At 43.2% G+C, this 19,140-nt stretch carries 17 protein-coding genes; 7 read left to right on the top strand and 10 right to left on the bottom strand.

Translation table 11 applies throughout. From position 1 onward, the window contains the following. Positions 1-6 precede the first annotated feature (6 nt). From JMY02_RS11280 to tsf, 4 genes are all read left to right on the top strand, one after another. Entirely contained in the window at positions 7-456 is a 450-nt protein-coding gene (locus JMY02_RS11280) for a chemotaxis protein CheX (protein ID WP_201598313.1), read from the top strand. 41 nt (positions 457-497) lie between these two features. Beyond that, on the top strand, positions 498-947 hold the full coding sequence (locus tag JMY02_RS11275; protein ID WP_201598310.1) for a chemotaxis protein CheX: 450 nt from the start codon (positions 498-500) through the stop codon (positions 945-947). Between the two features lie 632 nt (positions 948-1,579). Continuing rightward, a complete protein-coding gene (gene rpsB / locus JMY02_RS11270; protein WP_201598307.1) occupies positions 1,580-2,410 on the top strand; it encodes a 30S ribosomal protein S2 in 831 nt (276 codons plus the stop codon). A 352-nt stretch (positions 2,411-2,762) separates the two neighbouring features. Next, on the top strand, positions 2,763-3,644 hold the full coding sequence (gene tsf / locus JMY02_RS11265) for a translation elongation factor Ts (protein WP_201598304.1): 882 nt from the start codon (positions 2,763-2,765) through the stop codon (positions 3,642-3,644). 179 nt (positions 3,645-3,823) lie between these two features. Here tsf and JMY02_RS11260 read toward each other — a convergent pair whose 3' ends face one another. The 4 genes from JMY02_RS11260 to hflX form a co-directional block, all read right to left on the bottom strand. Beyond that, a complete protein-coding gene (locus JMY02_RS11260) occupies positions 3,824-4,636 on the bottom strand; it encodes a lytic transglycosylase domain-containing protein (protein WP_201598302.1) in 813 nt (270 codons plus the stop codon). Between the two features lie 319 nt (positions 4,637-4,955). Beyond that, complete coding sequence (locus tag JMY02_RS11255; RefSeq protein ID WP_201598300.1) at positions 4,956-5,645, bottom strand: LrgB family protein; 690 nt, start codon at positions 5,643-5,645, stop codon at positions 4,956-4,958. After that, positions 5,642-6,094, bottom strand: coding sequence for a CidA/LrgA family protein (locus tag JMY02_RS11250; RefSeq protein WP_201598299.1), 453 nt, complete (start codon positions 6,092-6,094; stop codon positions 5,642-5,644). The genes JMY02_RS11255 and JMY02_RS11250 overlap by 4 nt, the downstream gene beginning before the upstream one ends. A gap of 213 nt (positions 6,095-6,307) precedes the next feature. After that, positions 6,308-7,774, bottom strand: a complete 1,467-nt coding sequence (gene hflX, locus JMY02_RS11245) for a ribosome rescue GTPase HflX (RefSeq protein ID WP_227678491.1) — start codon at positions 7,772-7,774, stop codon at positions 6,308-6,310. 411 nt (positions 7,775-8,185) lie between these two features. Between hflX and JMY02_RS11240 the strand changes: the two genes are divergently transcribed. Then, positions 8,186-8,986, top strand: coding sequence for a lysophospholipid acyltransferase family protein (locus tag JMY02_RS11240; RefSeq protein ID WP_201598298.1), 801 nt, complete (start codon positions 8,186-8,188; stop codon positions 8,984-8,986). A 174-nt stretch (positions 8,987-9,160) separates the two neighbouring features. Here the strand turns inward: JMY02_RS11240 and JMY02_RS11235 are convergent, their stop codons facing one another. Then, positions 9,161-10,201 carry an aldo/keto reductase gene (locus JMY02_RS11235; RefSeq protein ID WP_201598297.1) on the bottom strand — a complete coding sequence of 347 codons (1,041 nt, stop codon included), beginning with the start codon at positions 10,199-10,201 and terminating at the stop codon, positions 9,161-9,163. Positions 10,202-10,411: 210 nt separating this feature from the next. Next, positions 10,412-10,909, bottom strand: coding sequence for an FKBP-type peptidyl-prolyl cis-trans isomerase (locus JMY02_RS11230; protein WP_201598296.1), 498 nt, complete (start codon positions 10,907-10,909; stop codon positions 10,412-10,414). A 284-nt stretch (positions 10,910-11,193) separates the two neighbouring features. Here JMY02_RS11230 and JMY02_RS11225 point away from each other — a divergent pair, with 284 nt between their 5' ends. Further along, complete coding sequence (locus JMY02_RS11225) at positions 11,194-11,511, top strand: hypothetical protein (protein WP_201598295.1); 318 nt, start codon at positions 11,194-11,196, stop codon at positions 11,509-11,511. A gap of 143 nt (positions 11,512-11,654) precedes the next feature. Further along, positions 11,655-12,326 carry a DUF1294 domain-containing protein gene (locus tag JMY02_RS11220; protein WP_201598293.1) on the top strand — a complete coding sequence of 224 codons (672 nt, stop codon included), beginning with the start codon at positions 11,655-11,657 and terminating at the stop codon, positions 12,324-12,326. A 216-nt stretch (positions 12,327-12,542) separates the two neighbouring features. Here JMY02_RS11220 and lspA read toward each other — a convergent pair whose 3' ends face one another. The 4 genes from lspA to JMY02_RS11200 all read right to left on the bottom strand — a co-directional run bounded on the left by lspA (position 12,543) and on the right by JMY02_RS11200 (position 18,763). Next, positions 12,543-13,193 (bottom strand): signal peptidase II, encoded by a 651-nt coding sequence (gene lspA / locus JMY02_RS11215; RefSeq protein ID WP_201598291.1) that lies wholly within the window; start codon positions 13,191-13,193, stop codon positions 12,543-12,545. Beyond that, positions 13,186-16,035 carry an isoleucine--tRNA ligase gene (gene ileS, locus JMY02_RS11210; RefSeq protein ID WP_201598288.1) on the bottom strand — a complete coding sequence of 950 codons (2,850 nt, stop codon included), beginning with the start codon at positions 16,033-16,035 and terminating at the stop codon, positions 13,186-13,188. Before ileS ends, lspA begins: the two co-directional genes overlap by 8 nt. Positions 16,036-16,318: 283 nt before the next feature. After that, entirely contained in the window at positions 16,319-16,879 is a 561-nt protein-coding gene (locus JMY02_RS11205) for a protein disulfide oxidoreductase (protein ID WP_201598272.1), read from the bottom strand. Between the two features lie 246 nt (positions 16,880-17,125). Then, positions 17,126-18,763, bottom strand: a complete 1,638-nt coding sequence (locus tag JMY02_RS11200; RefSeq protein ID WP_201598269.1) for a carbon-nitrogen hydrolase family protein — start codon at positions 18,761-18,763, stop codon at positions 17,126-17,128. Between the last annotated feature and the right edge of the window lie 377 nt (positions 18,764-19,140).

Raw genomic sequence — 19,140 nt, 5'->3', positions numbered from 1 at the left:
GTCACTATGAAAGAACAAAAACTACAGATTTTTTTAAGCATTATTAGTAATTATTTTAATCAGTTTGGGGGAGAAGAGCTCGTCGCTGATACTCCATACTTATTAGAGAACAAGCAGCCAAAAGTCCACGACTATACTGGTGTGATCGGTATATCTGGTGAACAAAAAGGTGTGGTGTATTTTTCGGCAACACGTCAGTTACTGTCTTCTATATTAGATAGTATGGGTGAAACCGATAAAAGCGATGAAAATTATATAGATCTGGCTGGCGAAGTTGCCAATACTATCTCGGGAAATGCGCGTAAAGAATTTGGTTCAGAGTTTCATATCTCTGTACCATTCGTCTTCAAAGGCGCTCCGCAAAGTATTGTGTTACCAAACGACGAGCGTTCTTTTATCATTCCCATCACTTGGCACTCGCAGATTGGCGAGATTGTGGTATGTTTGCAGGATTAAAAGTGCTGCTGCCACGTAATAAAGATGGATATTAATATATTATGGTTAAAGTAGAAAAATTTGGCGTGTTTCTCAGTTCGATTAACGCATTTTTTGCCCAAATAGATGGCTCGACAGTGGCGATCGACACTCCTTATTTAAATAATAACCGAAGTGCTGTTGGTTATGACTATAGTGGTGTCATCGAGATATCAGGTCCTCTTGAAGGCTGCGTGTATGTGAGTGCGCCAAGTGCTATGTTGCGAGAAGTTATAAAAGTGATGGGGGAGCCTGACTCCTCAATCACAATGATGAAAGACTTGTTGGGCGAGATGGCCAACACGATTTCTGGTAATGCTCGCACTGAATTTGGCTCTGAGTTTATAATCTCGCCACCGCATATCGTTGAGAGTGCGCCAAGCGTGTCTTATTTGCCCAAAGATCGCCAAAGCTATATCACGCCATTTACATGGCGTGGTTATAAAGCAGTGATAGGGATTTGTATTGCTTAATCGCAAGTCAATTATCTAAAAGATAAAATGTCCAACCATTGGATGATTTAAAGACTCCTTCATCTAATGATGAGGCTATTTAAGCCCAAAGTATAAATTAAAAAAAGTGACACGAATGGTGTCGCTTTTTTTTGTCTGGTAGTAGCTTGTTATTTTGCGGTTATCTGAATACAGTCGATTTACCTTAAAGAGGTCGCAGTTCTGCTGGTGTGAATTTTATGAAGCATCTGTCACGCTTGTAAGCAGCCAGCGAGGAAAATTTATACCAGTAGAACACAATCAACGTACATACCTTTTTATTTATAATCAACTATAAGACCCTGCTAATAAACTACTAGAGGTTTTAATCACTTATATGATAAAATACAGCGCAGCTATATTTATAATTCACTTTATCGTTTCGGTCTGAGCATTTTGCTCAAATCTGACAATAGCTTCTTTTTTAACCAACCAATGACACACACATCATGGCAAAAAATTGCTGGGTGTTTGGCGACTTGATTAATTTGCAAAGGCGTTAATGCAGTCTCAAGGGACATTTTCAACAGACATTAACCGTTAGCAGATGCGTGTCGCTAAATAGGCAGTTTTTGTGATGTGGAGGCATAACCCAACCAATAGGATATTTTCACATGGCTACAAAGAATCCAACCAAAATTGAAATGCGCGACTTACTACAAGCAGGCGCTCACTTTGGTCACCAAACACGTTTTTGGAATCCAAAAATGGGTCCATATATTTTTGGTGCCCGTAACAAGATTCATATCATCAACTTAGAGCATACAGTAAAAGCCTTTAACGAAGCGTTGACTTTCGCAAACGGTTTAGCTGCTAAGAAGAACAAAGTATTGTTTGTTGGTACTAAACGCGCGGCAAGCGGTATCATCCGTGAGCAAGCTGCTCGTGCTGGCATGCCATACGTAGACCATCGCTGGTTAGGTGGTATGTTGACTAACTGGAAAACACTACGTCAGTCGATCAATCGTCTAAAAGAGCTTGAGAAGCAAGCAGAAGACGGTACTTTCGCTAAGCTAACCAAACGTGAAGCGCTAGAGCGTACTCGTGATATGGAAAAGCTTGAGCGTTCATTGGGCGGTATCAAAGACATGGGCGGCCTACCTGACGCAATCTTCGTTGTAGACGTTGATCATGAAGCGATTGCTATCAAAGAAGCCAAAAACCTAGGTATCCCAGTTATTGGTATCGTAGATACAAACTCTAGCCCAGACAACGTTGATTACATCATCCCAGCTAATGACGATGCTATCCGTGCTGTGTCTTTGTATGTCACTTCTATGGCTGATGCGATTATCGCTGGTAAAGAATACGCTCAGACTCAAGCTGGCGGCAAAGCTGAGCAAGAACAAGCAGCACCAGCTACTGAAGAAGCACCAGCTGCTATTGAACAACCAGAAGAAGCACCTGCTGTAAAAAACCCAGCAGAAGCACAAACTGATCTATAAGACTCAGTCATTGGCGCTTTATCTGTAGGGATGCTTTGATAGTTTATTTATCAGCATTCCTATAATGTCGTCAATAGCATATAAGCTCGTAAAAGGCATGATGTAGTTTTACTCGTCATGCCTTGTTATTGAATAAGCCTCTATTGATGATATCACTGTGAATGAGCGTATAGCCATTGGGCGAGTATTATCGACCATATCTCTATTTCCCCAAAGATATTATGTGATTCATACTCTCTATGTTTATATCAATAATCATGTAAAACGAGCGGTGTTGCTAGCGCTCAATCAGCGTTAAAATATCGAATATGAACTAAGTACTCCTATACATAACTATATTAAGGTGACTCTTATGTCAGAAGTAAAAGTATCTGCCAAAATGGTAAAAGAATTGCGCGACCGTACAGGTCTCGGCATGATGGAATGTAAAAAAGCATTAGAAGAATCAAACGGTGATGTTGAAGTTGCCATTGATAACTTGCGTAAGTCTGGTCAAGCAAAAGCCGCTAAAAAAGCAGGTAACATTGCAGCTGACGGTGCTATCATCATCGCTCAAGGTGACAACAAAGCCTTTTTGTTAGAAGTTAACTGCCAAACTGACTTCGTTGCAAAAGATGACAGCTTCACTGCGTTTGCAGAAAAAGCGGCCAATCTTGCATTAGAGCATAACGTAACTGACGTGGCTGCTATTTCTGAATTGCCTTATGGCGATGGTCAAACTGTTGAAGAAGCACGTGTTTCTCTTGTACAAAAAATCGGTGAAAATATTCAAATCCGCCGTATCGAAACGCTAGAAGGCAATAATATCGCATCATACCGTCATGGTCTACGTATCGGTGTAGTGGTTTCTTATGAAGGCGGCAACGCAGACACTGGCAAAAACCTTGCTATGCATATCGCTGCGTTCAACCCTGTTGCTGTCGATGATGAAGACGTGGCTGCTGATGTATTAGCACGCGAAAAAGACATCATTGAAGCGAAAGCTCGTGAGTCTGGCAAGCCTGACAATATCGTTGAAAAAATGATCGAAGGCGGCCTACGTAAGTACCTAGACGAAGTTACTTTACTACGTCAGCCATACGTCATGGACAACGAGAAAAAAGTTGGTGATGTACTAAAATCTGAAGGCGTAAAAGTTCTTGGTTTTAAACGTCTAGAAGTTGGTGAAGGCATCGAGAAAAAGAAAGAAGATTTCGCTGCTGAAGTTGCTGCCACGCAAGCGGCTAATAAGTAAGTTTTAGAAAATACTGGAAACAGCGATGAATATTGACTAAGTTTTTAATATTCATCGTTTGGTTTCACTAATGATAGTGTAACATAAAAGATGAAACCGCCAAATATGCAAAAGCCCGTTAATAAATTAGCGGGCTTTTTTGTGTCTGGGTTTTACTGCTTGAAAGAGGGTCTTATTTTTTAGCGTAATGCGGCATAGGCTGAGTTAGTATAGCTGGCACTATTACTGCTAGTGCCGTAGCTGACATTTTGTAAACCACCATTATTATTAGCTCTCGCTGGTTGATTGTTGGCACTCATGCTGGCACTAGAAAGCCCTGCGTCATTCTTATATAGGCTATGATAGCGACTCATCACTTTTTGGACATAATTGCGTGTTTCTTTAAAAGGTGGGATGCCACCGTATTTGTCGACATTACCTTCACCTGCATTATAGCCTGCAATGGCATGTTCAACGTTATTGTTGAAACGGCGCATCAGCCAAGCGATATATTTGGCTGAGCCTTCGATATTGTCCGCAGGGTTCCAAGGATTGCTTACTTTAAAGCGACGAGCTGTTGCTGGCATCAACTGCATCAGACCTTGTGCGCCGACTGGCGAGCGTGCATTGGGATTAAATGCTGACTCAGTATGCATCATCGCCTTCATCAGTGCAGGATCCACGCCATGCCGCTCAGCAGAGGCACGAATATAGCTGTCATAAGCGTTACGGCTGCCGCTATTGCTGGCAGCGCTACTACCGTAATTATTATTACTGCTGCTGCTATCGTCATACGTATTTGAGTTTTTATAATAAGTGACTTTTACTTTTTTAGTAAATTTATCAAAATTGCCACTTGGATTGACGTTGGTCAAAAGAACTTGCCCGCCTTTATCTTTATAGATATACATATTGCCTGCTTGAGCGGCAATAGTAGGCAAGCTGGATAGGGCGATGGCGGTGAGGAAAGCGGAAGACATGCAGCGAGTAACTAAGGTTGCAACATTCATCATGGGGTCATCACTTTTTATCGAGTAATAGCAAATTGCTTTGCCTATAGGCGCGTCTTTTTGCGCGTTTAAGCGGTTATTGGGCTCGCAGGATTTAACTGCCACTGGCGTGACAACAACTTAGCAAAAACCACATCTAACTAAAAACCACTTGCAATAGATACAAAAAATAATAGTTGCTTACTATAACATATAATAACTTTTTAGCGCATTTGATTGTCAAAATTTTATCCAAAAATGACCGTCATTTCTTACATAACTGTAAATAAATCAATAGGCTATTGTTTTCAGATGTAAGGCTAACACAACGACGTTAACTCGTCTAACCACTGAGCGCACTGATAAAGACAGGTACCCAAACCGCAGTGACGAGGCCATTCACGGCCAGTCCAAACGCAGCATAACGTCCTGCAGTGTGACTGATTTGCCACGCTTCTACTGTACCAAAGGCATGAGCCGCCAAACCAAGTGCCAAGCCTTTGGCGCGATCATCATCAATACCGCGAAACAAAAAGCGTGCTAACGTACCACCCAAAAGCCCTGAAACAATAATGATCAAGTTTGCCATCGCTAAGGGCGCTTTAATCAAATCTGCGACACTCAGGCCAATGGGCGTCGTCACTGAGCGCGTAGCAAAGGCCAATATAGTGTCATGACTTAATGACAATAAATACGCCAATGACATCGGTAATAATGCCCCAACCATACTGGCAATGACGACGATTAAAGTGAGTTTTTTGATAGGCAACCCTTTGAAATTCATCGCTGCCAGTGGTACGGCCAATAGTACCGTGACGTATCCTAGTAGATGATCAAATACAGGTTTGGCAACATGATAATAATGGTTGTAATCCCATTGCAGAATGAACAAAAATACAAGAACCAACCCTAGCGCGGTAATGACCATTGGCAACCATGAGAGCTTGCGTGCCAGTACTCGAGCAATCACATGTGCTGCTAAGGTCAATAATATTGCCGCAAGGGTTGCTGTAAATACGCTATCAAAACTCATGAGCGATCCTTATTCATACCATTGACCTTTGGCTCATGAATGACGGTGCTGTCATTACCAGTATCATGATTTAACCAGCGATGGGCAAGTATCGCCAGCCCCCAAAGCGGGATGAGTGTGCTGACAGTTATCGTTAGCATCACACCCCACAGCTCATCGCCCAAGGCAAACAGCAATAAACCGGCCCCAGCAGAGACAGGTAAAAAAGCAAAACCGCTATCGACCAACAGCGTATTACTGGCTTGGGTGAGCCAGTTAGGCAGACCTTTTAACAGTCGCCATATCATCAAAATCACAAACATAGCGACCAGCCCAACAATATTTGCCGCTTTTTCGATACCTGCCCACTGACAGATGATAACGGCAGACTCACGGACAAAGATGACCATGGCTAAAGTTAGGATTAACGCCAGCCATAGAGGTAAATGAGCGGAATGAGTAGATTTCATAAGAAATTTTGGCCAAGTCAGGGAGATAGGGCAGTTGCATGATAAGCAATCATAGGCTGAGAGTGATGTCTTATAAATCACTATTTATGGAACATACCATAAGCGATTATATAGAGCGCAGGCAAACTAATAAAATATACCATACAAAAAAAGACGATATCGATTGATACCGTCTATTGATGACTTATAAAGCTACTTTAAGAAATAAGCTATTTAAATCTGTGAATCAGAGTTGTGGACTTCTTGCGCAGTTGACGGCTCTGAATCTGTTGCTGCCGTATTCAGCGCATCAAATTCATCAAACGCTTTTTCTTCTGCTTCAGTTAGCGTCTGCTCTTCATCGTCCTCAGGCTGCTCGAACTCTTCAAGTACTGGCATCAGTAGCGTGGCTTGTGCTAATGGCAATACATCTACAGGCTTTAAGTCCGCTTGGCCGAGCAGTTGTCTTAATCGGTCACTTGGCAAACGAATGGTTAAGCATTCATGACCATTGTCGTCATAGCTTTCTTCTTGAATAACGCCGAGCTCATACAAAGTATTTTTTAACTGCCCTGCATTATAAGGTAGTGTCAAATCAAAGGTAGTCAGTGTGCCAGTCAGTAACTGCTGCACAGCCAATGACAGCTCTTCCATGCCTAAGTTTTCTCTAGAAGAAACATAGACACGATTGGGTTGACCTTCGCTGGCATAACCAATATGCGCAGGCTCATCGGTCAAATCGATCTTATTATAAACATTGAGCACAGGCACATCGTTATCAATTTCAGCCAGTACGTCTTTCACCGCCTGAATTTGCTCATGCATGTCTGCGCTCGATGAGTCGATGACGTGTAGCAGTAAGTCGGCTTCTAGTGTCTCCTCAAGCGTCGCGTGAAAAGATTCAACCAATTCATGTGGTAGATGACGAACAAAACCGACCGTATCGACCAATACCACACGTCCCACACCTTGCCAGTCTAAGCGGCGTAATGTTGGGTCGAGCGTCGCAAACAATTTGTCGGCCGCATAAATATTTTCATCGACCAAGCGATTAAACAAAGTAGACTTACCAGCATTGGTATAACCCACAAGTGAAATAGTCGGCACATCTGATTTTTGACGGCGAGCTCGACCTTGCGCACGTGTCTGTCTGACTTTTTCGATTCTACTTTTGAGCTGCATGACTCGCACTTGTAGTAAGCGACGATCCGTCTCAAGCTGGGTTTCACCGGGTCCACGTAGACCAATACCGCCTTTTTGACGTTCCAAATGCGTCCAACCACGTACCAAACGTGTCGATAAATGATTCAGCTGTGCCAGCTCTACTTGCAACTTACCTTCGTAGGTACGTGCACGCTGAGCAAAAATATCTAAAATCAACCCAGTGCGATCAAGCACGCGGCATTTCACTAATGCTTCAATATTACGCTCTTGCGAAGGCGACAAGCTATGGTTAAAAAGGACAATATCCGCATCATGTTCGCGCACCAATTCTGCTATTTCTTCGGCTTTACCGCTACCAACAAAATATCTGGCATCTGGTCTTTGACGTGAACCTGTAACGAGCGCCAAACGATCGGCACCTGCTGAATCAGCCAATAGCTCAAATTCGCCTAAATCGTCAGGATCTTGAATCTGGCGGATGTCTAAATGTACTATAATGGCGCGTTCGCCACCTTCATGTCGTTCAAAATAATCCAAAGAGTATCACCTATTCAATAAAGTAAATAAATCGCTACGAGGCCAGTACTTAAAGGTAGAGTGCTGTTAAATAAATATTTAATCTCATTAAGTTCAGCGCCAACATAGCGTTCAGATGACCATTTATATGTGGCCTTATCACTTGATATTAAAGCGTATTAGCACGATTATTGATGATTTTATGTTACAGCATTCATGATTACATGTTCTGTCATTAAAAAAATTACTCACATCGTGGGATTTTTCGATGATATAAAATGTAAAATTGGGCAATCGCTAACGGATTCAAACTGGTAACAAAAGCTGTTCACCACTCAGTGCACAAATCGTCACTCACTGGACGAATTTTGTTATACTCATGGCGCTTGTTTACGATATATAATCATACGTTTTTAACCACGAGGGACACAGATGAGCCAATCTAAGTCAGGCTTTTCACTCAAACGGCAATTGGGTCGCGGCAGACAAATTGCTGGTATGACCACGACGATTGCTGGTGGCATGCGCGCCGCTCAACGTATTGGCGCATTTAGACAGCCGCCGCGCGAAACTTTACCCCGCTATATCCAAACCTTTTGTCGCAAAATGGCAGGCTCTTTCGGCGTAAAAGTCGTCGCCATTGAGCCAGTACAGCAGCATCATGGTCTATGGGTATCCAATCATGTGTCATGGATGGATATTCCTGTGGTCGGTACCCTCAGCCCCGCTTTTTTCTTATCCAAAGCAGAAATTGGCGAGTGGCCGATATTTGGTAAGTTGGCTCAGGCTGCGGGCACGGTTTTCATTGAACGTGGCTCCGGTGATGCAGGTTCGGTGGCCGCGCAAATTGCCAGCTTTTTAACCGAAGGGTTTTCGGTGATATTTTTTCCAGAGGCCACCACGACCGACGGCAAAAAAATCAAGCGTATTCATGGCACATTGTTACAAGCAGCGATAGACGCTGATGTACCTGTTCGCCCGCTGGTTATTGCTTATGTCAATAAAGACGGCACGTTAAGTGAAGCGTTACCCTATTACGGCAAGCTTACGATGAAAGAAAGCCTAAAAAAGGTACTCGATAGTAAAGATGTCACCGCTTATGTTCTACCACTTGAGCCAATAGATCCCAAGGGATTGAATAAAAGTGCGCTGACCAATTTATTACAAGCACGTATGCAAGAAGGTCTGGCTGAACTGCATGCGCGAGTGTTAACTAAAGCCCCGAAAGCATAAATTTTTATGTGAATTAACGTATAAATAGACATAAAAAAGGCGCAAATCGCAGTGATCATACTAGCGCTTTGTGCCTTTTTCTTTTTACTATAATCAAGCAGAATAAAATTTGTGCCAGTCTCGCGTCATAATCTCGTGTATCGATTTTATTTTCTATCAACTATACATATTAACCTAAGGTGACGGATTGGGATACTGTGTATGTACCGCTTCAATTGCGTCTAATACATCTGCGGTTAGTTGTACGTTGATACTATCGATATTGGATTTAAGCTGCTCGATCGTCGTTGCGCCAATGATGTTACTGGTGACAAACGGACGCGTATTGACAAAGGCCAATGCCATCTGCGCCATGTCCAAACCTGCATCTGCTGCGATTTTGGCATATTGCTCAGTGGCTGATACAGCTTGCTCATTGGTATAACGGGCAAAGCGATCATACATCGTGAGACGCGCGCCAGTAGGACGTTTGCCATCGAGATATTTACCAGATAATACACCAAATCCAAGCGGCGAATATGCAAGCAGGCCAACGTTTTCACGATGCGCCATCTCTGCCATGCCCACTTCGTATAGACGGTTCAGTAAGCTATAAGGATTTTGGACGGTGATGGGCGCAATCAAGCCGTTTTTGTCCGCTTCCCAAAGGTAGCGCATCAGGCCCCAAGCGGTATCATTTGACAAGCCATAAGCACGAATACGGCCTTTCTTAATCTCATCATTTAACGCCTGAATGGTCTCCAAAAATGGTGTTAAATCATCCAGCGACTGTGCTGCCATCGCTTCAGTATAACCACGTTGACCAAAAAAGTTCGCTTGGCGTTCAGGCCAATGCAGCTGATAAATATCAATATAATCAGTTTGCAAGCGCTCAAGGTTGCCATCAATCGCACCACTGATATGTTCAGCATTGAACCGTGTCTGACCATCCCGTAAAAAATCCATCGGTGAAATTTTGCTGGCAAGAATGACTTTGTCACGCTGTTTGGTTTTATGAAACCATGTGCCCATAAAACGTTCGGTAGCGCCTTGCTTGTCTTTATCTGGTGGCGACGGATACATCTCAGCGGTATCCCAAAAGTTCACGCCTTCACTGAGTGCCATGTCCATTTGTTCGTGTGCTTGAGATTCTGTATTTTGCTGTCCCCATGTCATCGTACCTAGGCAAATTTTAGAAACTTTTTCATCGAGTTGTGGCAGTATTTCATATTGCATGCGAGTGTCCTTTTTAAATGTGTTTTTATATAGGTGATTATAAATAAAACAGAATCATTAAATTCTAACGCGGAACTGGTATCAATTTTTCTTGCTTGCTGTGCCTATGCAGTTTCGATGCTACGAAACTTCTCGTTTAAAGATAAGCATTCCAGTCCCGCTGACTCATTCTTATACTAAACTTACTATAGCTGACAGTTTTTTAAGCGATTACATTAGTTTGATTCCAGTGACGCCAGGCGGGGTAACTTTGAAAACTTTCACTTTAAATAGGACGGATTGGCCAGCAAGCGGGTGGTTAAAATCCACTTCGATTTCGTCATCATCGATTGCGCTAATGGTGCCGGGCAAGGTATTTTTGCCTTTGTCTTCAAACTCAACCATCATGCCGATCTCAGGATTGTCAGCGATAAGTGCAAACTGGGTGCGGCTAAAATGTTGGATATTATCAGGATTCCATTCGCCAAACGCTTGCTCTGGTTCGAGATGGGCGGTGCGAGTGTCGCCTGCGCGCAGATTCATGAGCACTTGTTCAAAGCCCGGTAACAGACTCTCGTCACCAATCGTCAATGTCACTGGTGCATCGCGACTAAAAGTAGAGTCAATCATCGTGCCGTTTTCTAGCGATACCTCAAAATGCAGCTTTACAAGGCTGCCGTAAGTAATACGTATGTCTTCATTAGGAGTGATAAATTGCGAGTCGGTCATAGTTGTCGTTTCTTTTATAAATTATGGTCAATGAATCAGTATGAGCAGCTGTTTTTATAGCAGATAAATAGTCTAGCATAGTCAGTATGTAACATACTGCTATATCATTAGGACAGTGTGAAAACGTAGATATATGATATTTAAATGCTCAGCCAAATTTTAATTGTGGTTATCAAAGGTAAATTTAAGTTGACTTATATTTCTATATTGTATATAAGTGTTTTCGATTCGTTAATAAAATGACTTGTGTCTACTAACCTCCATTTAACAACTTTGAGATGACTATGAAAAAGGCGATTTTAGTAATTGGTGTATTTGCATTATTGGCACAAGGTTGTGCGACTCCTCATGTCGTGCAAACTAAAAAAGTAAGTGACGTCAATTTGTCATGCACACAAATTCTTAGTGAAATTGAAGAAGCTGAGCAGTTTGAAAAAGACGCTCGTGCTGAGCGTAAAGTTACTGGCAAAAATGTAGCCGCCGCAGTATTGTTTTGGCCAGCATTGATTGGTACTTACTCTAATACAGAAGAAGCTATTGAAGCTGCAAAAGAACGCCGTGCCAATTTGACCAATCTATATGCACAAAAGAAGTGCCGTTAATGCCTTTGTTTTAATGATAAATGTCTAGAATGCTTTCCTATCTGATCCAAAAAAGCTGAGAGTTTACTCTTGGCTTTTTTTATGAGTTAGTTAACAAGATATACTATCTATAACAGTCACCAATGATAAAAAAGTAGGTAGATATGGCAAACAAACAACAAGGCCACGTTCAAAAATGGCAAGATGACAAAGGCTTTGGCTTTATCGAAATGCAGAGTGGCGAGTCCGTCTTCTTTCATATTAATGAGTTCAAAGCGCGCCGTCGCCCTGATGTTGGTGAGCAAGTGGTTTTTACGCTTGGGCAAGACAGCCAAGGCCGCAAGCAGGCAAAAGAGGTACAAGAGCTGGGCTTTGTGCAGCAAAAAATGGCACAAAAGAATCAGCAAATTCGTCAGCGCAATGCCAAGCGTAGCGCCCAAGCGGACTTTGAAGATGGACAAAAAAAGCGGTTGTTCCTTGGTATTGGTTTTTATGGTGTGTTGATTTTATTGGCGGCGACGGGTAAATTGAGCTGGCTGGTGGTAGGCTGGTATGCGGCACTAGGCGTCATCACTTATGCGATGTATGCTAAGGACAAAGCCGCTGCCGAAAGTGGTGAGTGGCGTACGCCTGAGTCCACGCTGCACGTGCTTAGCGCACTTGGCGGCTGGGTAGGAGCGATGGTGGCGCAGACGTATCTGCGCCACAAATCACAAAAGCCGGAGTTTCGGGTGGCGTATTATTTGACCGTCGTGTTTAATATGGCAGGCTTGTTGTTTGTGATGGCGGGTGGTGGGTTGGAGACTTTGGCCAGTTTATTATCAGGGCTGCTATAAGCATAACAGCAATACGTTATAGTGAGTTTAGTATAAAAGAATGAATTTTTCGTAGCCTCTGGCAGCAACGTTACAGTAAGCCAGAAAAAATTATACCAGTTCAGCGTTGGAGTATAATGGTTCTGTTTTACTTAGAACTGAATAAAAAACAACAGACAAAAAGAAGGCGGATTACTGATACGTAACCCGCCTTCTTTTTTATAAAATTATCTAATGTTATGACTGTGGTACTTCACGCTTCTTTTCTAAAAATAGCATATCAATGACAATCAATGCCACACCGATACTAATACCCATATCAGCAATATTAAAAATCGGATAATGCCAAACATCGGCATTGTGTACATGGATAAAGTCAATCACATGACCATGTAATAAGCGATCGATTAAATTACCAATGGCACCGCCAAGCACCAAAGCCAGACCAGTAGAGAGTAATTTGGCTTGGCGCGGCGCTTTGAGCAAATACACGATTAAAAACAGCGACATCACCAGCGCCAAACCTGAGAAGAACCATTTTTGCCAACCGCCTGCATCCGCCAAAAAGCTAAAGGCCGCGCCATAGTTGTAGGCGAGGGTCCAATTAAGGAATGGCTCAATCACTGGTACTGGCTCATGAAAGGTCAGATTGGTTTCAGCCAACCACTTCGTCCACTGGTCGATGACAATCACGACCAGTGACAACAGATACCACATAAACGCGCGACTGCCATTGGCGATAATTTTTGGGGTCTTATTCAGCCGACCTTTAGGAATTGATGAGCTACCTGTAGTCGCATGAGCAGGCGTAGGTGAATGATCGACCTCGGTATGCGGCTGTTTATTGTCAGATGAATTCGTTGAGTTAGGCTCTTGTGAGTTAGGCATAGTGGCGCACCTCACCTTTACCAATGACGTTGGTGACACAGCGAGCGCACAGTTCAGGGTGCGCGCTATTGGTACCAATGTCATCACGGATGTGCCAACAGCGCACACATTTGGTACCAGTCGCCGCACTCACATTCACTAATAATTCTACTGGCTCTTCTGTACTGACTTCAGTTTGCTCGTCAGTTTGTTTGGTAATATCAGCAGGTGCATCGCTCATTGGTTTTAAGGTTGCATTGCTGGTAATCAATACAAAACGCAGCTCTTCACCCAACTTGGCTAGGCTTTCAAACATCGCACCGTCAGCATATAGGTTTGCATCGGCAGATAAGTTGGCATTGATGATTTTTTCGCCACGTGCCGTTTCGATGTGTTTGTTGACCATGTCTTTAGCCAGCATGATACGTTGCCAGTCATCGTTGCTAATAGCGCTTAGCTCAAAAGTTGGGAATGTGTACCATTCTTCAGTGAACACATAGCTATCAGCACCATGCAATACTTCCCACGCTTCTTGCGCGGTGAATGACAAGATCGGTGTGATCCAGCGGATCAGCGCATGAGTGATATGATAGATAGCTGTCTGTGCAGAGCGACGAGGCTGTCCATCCGCCTGCGTGGTGTACTGACGATCTTTGATAATATCTAAATAGAAGCTACCCAAGTCTTGCGAACAAAACGCCGTCACATGCTGAGTGACTTGGTGAAAGTCCATCGCATCATAGGCACTGATGATTTGTGCTTGTACGGTTTGCGCACGTTCAATGATGAATTTATCAAGGCTGACCAACTCATTAACGTCAACGCTGTCCGTCGCTGGATCAAAGTCGTCAGTATTGGCCAGTAAGAAACGCAAGGTATTACGGATGCGGCGATATTGATCTATTGCACCTTTAAATGATGCTTTACCAGCGCTCATCTCATAACGATAATCGCTAGACGCAATCCATAGACGCAGCATGTCTGCACCCGTTTTATTGATCTCTTCTTGCGGGGTGATGATGTTGCCAAGTGATTTACTCATCTTACGACCGTTTTCATCGACGACAAAACCGTGCGTCAATACTTGCTTAAACGGTGGACGACCGTACATGGCTTCAGACGTGAGTAAGGATGTCTGGAACCAACCACGATGCTGATCTGAACCTTCTAAATACATATCAGCAGGATTGGTTAGCTCATCACGCTGCTCAAGTACGGCAAAGTGCGTCGTACCTGAATCAAACCATACGTCTAACGTGTCGGTCGCTTTGTCGTAATCAGCCGCCTCATCTCCTAAGAAATCTTCACAGCTAGCATCAAACCACGCTTCTACACCGCCCTCATTAATTTTTTGTGCAGCCGTTTCCATCAGCTCAAGTGTGTTTGGATGTAGCTCGCCCGTTTCTTTATGCGTAAAGAAAGTGATTGGCACGCCCCATGTACGCTGGCGTGAGATACACCAATCTGGACGACCTGTCATCATCGCTTCGATACGGTTTTGTCCCCATGCTGGCGTCCAGTTGACTTTAGGGATATCAGCAAGTGCGCGCTCGCGCAATCCTTTGGTTTCCATACTGATAAACCACTGCGGTGTGGCACGGAAGATAATAGGCGACTTATGACGCCAGCAATGTGGATAGCTGTGCTCAATTTTTGTGTGGCTGATTAAATGACCATTCTCATGCAGGGCCGCGATGATTTTTGGGTTGGCTTTATAAATATGCTCACCCGCAAATACGGCTGCGCTCTCTAGATAAACGCCCGTACCACTCACTGGATTTTCAACAGGCAAGTTATACTTAAGACCAACGATATAATCGTCTAAACCATGACCAGGCGCAGTATGAACCAAACCAGTACCACTATCGGTAGTGACGTGATCGCCTAAGATAAGCGGCACTTGGCGGTCTGCAATCAATGGATGCTGGGCGCGCAAACCTTCAAGCTCGCGGCCTGATACAGTCGCAAGGATGCCTTTATTATCCAATTTGAGTTCAGTCAGTGCCGTTTCAACCAAATCAGTCGCTAATAGCAAGTTGCCTTTTTCGGTCGCGACCACACTATAGTGATGCTCAGGATGTACCGAGATGGCTTGGTTGGCAGGCAGTGTCCACGGCGTCGTGGTCCAGATAACAGCAGCAACGTTGTCTTTTATTTCAGCCAGTGCAGCCACTTTATCGATGTCTAGCACATCAAAGCTGACGTAAATCGCATCAGATACTTTGTCTTGGTATTCGACTTCGGCTTCCGCGAGGGCAGAGCTACAGTCCAAGCACCAGTTAACGGGCTTCATGCCGCGAGTCACATGACCATTGTCATAAATTTTGGCAAGGGCGCGTACGATGTTGGCTTCTTGGTGAAAGTTCATGGTCAGATAAGGATTGTCCCAATCGCCAAACACGCCTAGACGCTTAAAATCTGCCTTTTGCAGTTCAATCTGTGTGCTGGCATACTCACGGCAAAGTCCACGAAATTCAGTCGCAGAGACTTTTTGGCCGACTTTACCAACTTTGGCCTCAACCTTTTGCTCGATAGGCAGACCATGACAGTCCCAACCGGGTACATAAGGCGCATCAAAACCTGACAGCGTTTTTGACTTAACGATAATGTCTTTTAGGACTTTATTCACTGCATGACCTAAGTGAATTTGACCGTTGGCGTACGGAGGGCCGTCGTGCAAAATATATTTGGTCGCACCAGCACGCGCTTGACGAATTTTACCGTACACATCATCGGCTTCCCAAGCAGCCAACCAATCAGGCTCACGTTTGGCAAGGTTTGCACGCATCGCAAATGGCGTATCGGCAAGGTTTAGGGTGTCTTTATAGTCATGGCTTGGTGTATCAGTACTTTTATCAGTCATAGAAGGTGTCTTTTTTAGAGGTTAGGTAGTTTGATTAAAATATCGGTTCAAAGTCGGTTGCAAAAATTAAGATGATACTGGATTCATTACTGAAATGTCGATGTTCGATGTATACGCTATTTATAAAGGCAGTGACGTCAATAATAAATGCTAACGAGACGAATGCAACATAAAATACGTTTATCAGCCATAAAATACAGGCATAAGAATAAATAAAAAAGATACGATGATAACTCAGCTATTATATGACAAAAAGGATAGGGTAAAAAGGGCTGACCAAACGCTAAAAAACCGATGACAACCATAGCCGTAGTTTTAATGACCAAAGTGGCTGAATACCGGTCAGACCTTGTGTCATCTCGCCATCTTTTAAAATCACATACGATGGCGTGACTTGTCCTTGCCAATCGTCAAAGATCAGGCCTTCTTGGTCGTTTATCGTCGTAAAATCATAACGGTTTGCATTCAGGTAACCTTGCAGCGCTTGGTCAGATCCTGATTTAATAGCGATAGTGACGACGGGATAATTACTTGCCGCTGCCAGTTTGTCTATAGTCGGTGAGGTGATGCTACAAATTGAACACCAAGTGCCCCAAAAATATACCAACGTGGGCTGCTCATGACTCAATGCTGCCAAATCAACCGTTTGCCCTTGATAGTCTGTCAATTGCAATTGCGGGTTGGCTGGCATGACGGGTTGTCGCCACCAATTAATCGCCGTATATATCACGGCAAATATCAGACCATATAACAGTACGGTTTTAAAAACAGACCACACTTTTTGTTTTGGTGTTTTTTTAGGCTTTTGAGCACTTACTTTATCGCTTTCAATATCAGTCGTCATAATGGCTGCTTTTTTACTCTAGATATTTTTGATATAGCCAATCCACTATAAAAAATACAGTGCTGCTAGGATAAATTTTTGCAGCATCTGTCTGCGGAGGCACAGCAAGCAAAAAAATATTATCCTAGCAGTACGTGGTCATGGTTGTGCTTTTTTGATTTAGGATCAACTACAGATAAAAATAAACGGCTGAGTGGTCAGCCGTATTACCGAATTACTGTGTTACATGATACTTATTATAAGCAATTAAGGTTTTTGTGCCCGATTTTGCAGTGGATCACCAGTCAATACACTACCTGAGTTTTCACGGCGTTCTTCATCACTTAATTTGCTGGCTGGCACTTTGGCTTTGCGTTTCCATTTTAAGCTAAACAAATCATCACGGCGGTCAATCAGATTATGTACCGAGCCTTCGTTACGAACGTGAGTGAGTTTATCTAAATTCACATCTGAGAAAAAGACCATCTCAGTGTTGGCCGTCGTTTCTGCCATAATTGCATCATGCGGGAAGGCAAAATCTGACGGAGAGAAAATAGAAGACTGCGCATACTGAATGTCTAAGCTCTCAACTTGCGGTAAGTTACCCACTGAGCCGCAAATCATCACATAGCATTCGTTTTCAATGGCTCGCGCTTGAGCACAGTGGCGCACGCGCAAATAGCCGTTTTTGGTATCAGTCCAAAAAGGTACGAACAAAATGTCCATATCGTCAAGCGCCAACAAGCGCGCAAGCTCAGGAAATTCAACATCATAACAGACCAAGATACCAATACGACCAGCATCCGTATCGAATACTTTAACCTCATCACCACCTTCGATGACCCAAGCGCTACGCTCATGCGGCGTGATATGAATTTTGCGCTGCTCTTCCACCGTACCGTCGCGGCGACACAGATAGCTGACGTTATATAGTGTGTCGTCTTCGTCTAGCAATGGCATCGATCCTACAATAACGTTGACGTTATAGCTGACCGCCAGATGAGAGACTTCATTTTTGAACCATTCGGTATAACCTGCCAAAAAGCGAATAGCGACGTTTTGATCCGTTGACTCACATAGACCCATTAATGGCGCGTTAAAAAACTCTGGCAGGCAGGCAAAGTCTGAGTTGTAATCAGCCATGACATCGACAAAAAACTCGACTTGTTGTAACAGCTCTTCAGGGGACTCAACCTCACGCATTTGCCATTGAATACCACCGATACGCACTTCGGACTTGCGCGTATTAGGCTTATAATCTTGTGGCTCATAATAAATATTTGCCCACTCAAGCAGCGTGGCAAAACCTTTGGACTGTGCATCATCAGGCAGATAAGCGGTCAAAATGCGCTTGACGATAAAGCCGTTCGATAATTGAAAAGATAGCGCAGAATCATGAATCTCACGAGCCGCCACCGCATCAATATATTCGCCAGGCGTAAGGTCTTGATGATTATGATAGTTAGGAATACGCCCACCTGCCAAGATAGCGCGGAAATTCAGTTGGCGGCACAACTCTTTACGGGCATCATAAAGTCTGCGGCCTAGACGATAACCCCGATATTCAGGATCAATCAAGGCATCTAGACCATAGATCGCATCGCCTTCTGGATTGTCTCTGATGATTTCTTTTTGACCGATCAAGTCTTCATAAGTATGCGGATTTGAGAATTTAGCATAATCGACGCGCATGGACAGCACAATACCGATCAGTTCGTCATGGTCAAATAAAGCGATCTGACCTTCAGGGAAGGCGTCAATCAAGGTATGAATGGTCGTCTTTGACCAAGCGCCGCCTAAGTTTACATAGACGCGATCCATCAATTCTTTTAATTGAGGATAATCTTTTTTCTTAATCTCAGCGATTGTAAGATGAAGGTCATCTAATTTTTCTATTTTACTCATAATTTTCCTGTTGTGAATATCTACTGATTTTGGTGGTAGCAAATATATATGGTGCAGCGTGCAAGCTAACCAGTCTTTGTGTAACAGAATCGATAAAAATATTCCAATAATGAAATATTACTGTTACGATAATTTATTGTTGTATTTACAATAGGTTAGGATGGATATTCTATCTTACCTCGTTTATCGATTTTAATTTAACTGAATCTGATTTGATCAAAATATTAATCAAAAGTTAAATAAGTTGAATATTTACGACAGCTTTCAAACTGATGGTATGAGTAATTTCTCATAGTTGCCTGATATCATTTCTACATAGCATTTCTTAGTACCCTTCATTCTTAGTACCTTTTGTTTTGTTCGCTATCATAACAAGC

The organism is Psychrobacter vallis (assembly GCF_904846715.1).
Taxonomy (GTDB): domain Bacteria; phylum Pseudomonadota; class Gammaproteobacteria; order Pseudomonadales; family Moraxellaceae; genus Psychrobacter; species Psychrobacter vallis.
The sequence above is the reverse complement of the archived record's forward strand: the minus strand, read 5'-3'. Positions and strand labels throughout refer to the sequence as shown.